This window comes from Daejeonella sp. (assembly GCF_036405355.1).
GTDB lineage: Bacteria > Bacteroidota > Bacteroidia > Sphingobacteriales > Sphingobacteriaceae > Daejeonella.
The window spans coordinates 1-3,283 of record NZ_DASWXT010000117.1; the positions used below are offsets into that span (position 1 = coordinate 1).

Annotated in this window: 2 protein-coding genes and 1 pseudogene; all 3 read right to left on the reverse strand. The window is 39.3% G+C overall.

The window, feature by feature from the left end:
* A pseudogene (locus VGE44_RS14050) lies at nt 1–359 on the reverse strand (amidophosphoribosyltransferase); the annotation flags it as partial.
* Nucleotides 360–461: 102 nt separating this feature from the next.
* Nucleotides 462–1,964 (reverse strand): NADH-quinone oxidoreductase subunit N, encoded by a 1,503-nt coding sequence (locus VGE44_RS14055; protein ID WP_331080196.1) that lies wholly within the window; start codon nt 1,962–1,964, stop codon nt 462–464.
* A partial coding sequence (locus VGE44_RS14060) for an NADH-quinone oxidoreductase subunit M (RefSeq protein WP_331080198.1) occupies nt 1,964–3,283 on the reverse strand: 1,320 nt, incomplete at its 5' end. The genes VGE44_RS14060 and VGE44_RS14055, both read right to left, overlap by 1 nt.

Below are 3,283 nucleotides of genomic sequence, written 5' to 3' on the forward strand. Positions count from 1 at the left end.
CCCATCAATACCTCACCGGTAAAACTCACATTTTCCTTCAGCCAGTCAGTATCCTGTAATAATTCGGGTGATTCATTGTGAACATCCGCGAATTTTTTTTGAACATATTCAAATATCTCTGCTACTGCATTTGCACCCATGGCCCGATGACGACTGATATAACGCTTACCAGGTTGGACATCCAGTTTAATCGTTGCAATTCCGGCACCATCCTGCCCCCTGTTATGCTGCTTTTCCATCAGCAAATACAATTTATTCAGCCCGTAAAGTGCTGTTCCATATTTTTGCTGATAATAAGATAAAGGCTTTAAAAGACGGATAAGTGCAATACCACACTCATGTTTGATCGAATCACTCATAGTAAGTTCTGAGATTGCAAAAATAGATATTTAATACCTAAGAAGCCAATGAAATCATTCTTAAATCTTCAGGAAAATGCCATTTTTATTAACAAATGGTACTTAACTAAATATTTGCTCAAGCATTGAAGGAAAGACCATTAAAATTAATAACAGAAATGCCAGAAATACACCAATATATACTTTCGCAGACCTGACCGAAAGTTGAACCGGAACAGGCGATTCTCTCAAAAATGCATTCAGAGGAAGCTTAAAATAATAAAACAGTGACACTACAGTACTCAGGGATGCTATAATTATCATAATCAGCACAATAAGCGATCCTGATAAATTATAGGCCTCCAATGCCGAAGAGAACACTAAAAACTTTGCTGTAAATCCGACAGTTGGGGGCAAACCTGTGAGCGAAACTAGAACGACCAGCAGACTAACCATCACTAAGCTATTCTGTTTTCCCAAACCTTTATATTCATCAATATTTTGCTTCCCTGTTTTTTCTTCTATTTCATCAACAAGCATGAATGCAGCCATATTCATGATCACATAAATAGTCATATAGAATATAATTGCTTTAAATCCACTTGTTGAAAAAATAAACAGAGCCATCATCATAAACCCGGTATGACCAATTGATGAATAAGCCAGCATCCGCTTGACATTATTCTGCCAGATAGCAACAAAATTTCCGAGCAGCATACTCAGAATAGCAAGAAATGCAAGAATATAATTAATATCCAGTATAGAAGAACTCAATATCTTTGATCCCGGATCATAGAATATTTCCAAAAACTTAATCAAAACAGCAAATCCTGCAATTTTGGGAGCAGTTGAGAGGAAAGCAGTTACCGGCGTTGGGGCTCCTTCATAAACATCAGGTGACCAGAAATGAAGAGGTACAAGGGATAGTTTGAATGCTATCCCGATAAACAACATAATAAGGGCAAGTCCTGAAGACATAAGAGGCAGACTTTTCAATCCTGACAGAAATTCAGGATCACTTAAATAAAGTGTACCTGTAAATCCATACAGCAATGAAATTCCATAAAGCATAATGGCTGAACAAACTGCCCCAAACAAGGCATATTTCATCGCAGCTTCAGTTTGCTTTTGACCTGATGAAAGATAGCCTACCATTAAATAGGATCCAAGAGATACCATTTCAAGTGACAGATATATCATCAGCAAATTTGCTGACATAGCCATCAGATTAAGCCCCAGATGAACCGCAAGCAGAATGGCATACATATCTCCAAAACCCTTATCATGGCTCTGAAAAGCGCGGTTAAACCGGATAAATAAAACAAAAAGTATACTGGCCAGACAAAAGAGAAGCTTAAATAGTATGGACAAATGATCCATAATGATCATTCCTCCGAACAACGGAGTACTGTCAATTTTCAGGAATCCGCTGCTTTGGTAGGCGACCAGCAATAAAGTAAGAAGTGCGAGGATAAAACTTAGCTGGGGATATCGTTTGCTAAAAAAGAGATCGGCAAGAACTACAAAAAGGAAACCCAAAACCAAACTTATCTCGGCACTAAAAAAAGATAAACTTGCAAATGAATCCCGGATGGATGAAGGAATATATGGAATCAGATCATTCATTATCCGGTAATTAACTGAACCAATGCCAGAACTGAAGCATTCATTTTATCAAACAGCAAAGAAGGAAATATTCCCAAAAGCAAAGCAAGTACCGCAAGAGGTACCAGCGCAAATTTTTCCCTGGTCTTAACATCTACAAGCTGATCTTTCCAGGCATCTCCTCCCTTCAAACGTACCTGGCCAAAGAACATACGCTGTAATGTCCAAAGGAAATAGGCAGCACTGAGTAAAATTCCAACCGAAGCTCCTATTGCCATCCACCGAGGTAAAAGACCATTTACATCCTCTGAAGTAAAAGCACCAATCAGGCTGAAAGCTTCGGCCATGAACGCAGAGAATCCCGGCAATCCAAGAGATGCAAAGAAAGCGATCATCACAAAAAATGTAAATTGAGGCATCAATTCGGCTAAACCTCTGAAATTAGAAATTTCGCGGTCATGAACCCTGTTATAAATCATTCCCACGAGAAAGAAGAGCATTGCCGACAAGGCACCGTGACTGATCATCTGTAGCATTGCACCACTTATTCCTTCTGTTGTTGCCGAAGCAATACCAAGGAGTACAAAACCCATATGTGAAACAGATGAATAGGCGATCAGGCGTTTTAAATCAGTCTGAGCCAATGCATTCATTGCGCCGTAAAGAATTGAAATAAGACCAATCAAACCAATCCACCAGGCCGATTGAATGGCAGAATCAGGAAAGATACTGAAGCATATCCTCAGAATACCATACCCTCCTACTTTCAGTAACAGACCGGCCAGAATAATTGAAACAGGTGTTGGAGCCTCTACGTGTGCATCAGGTAACCAGGTATGCAGCGGAACGATAGGAACCTTGATCGCAAAAGCAATAAAAAGCACGATAAAAGCGAGTAATCTGGCAGATATACCAAAAATGCTTTGCGCTACTATTGATGAAAATACTGAACCATTTATGTAATTCCCCGGATCCATCATTAGGATCATGTTAAATGTATGGTTACCGGTAGCAGGATTCAATACGGAGAAGTACAATCCGATAATCACAAGTAGCATGAATACCGAACCAAAAAGTGTATACAAAAAGAATTTAATAGCTGCGTATTCCCTTCTTGCACCACCCCACATCCCGATCAGAAAGTAAAGAGGTAAGAGCATCAATTCATAAAAAATATAAAAAAGGAAAAAGTCGAGAGCACAAAAAACTCCCATTACTGCCGTGTTCAGCAACAGGAACAAGGAGAAATATGCTTTCAGATTTGTTTTAATTTCCCAGGATGCCAGGGTAGCCACAAACATGACCAGAGCACTCAGCATTAGAAATGGCATAGATAAACC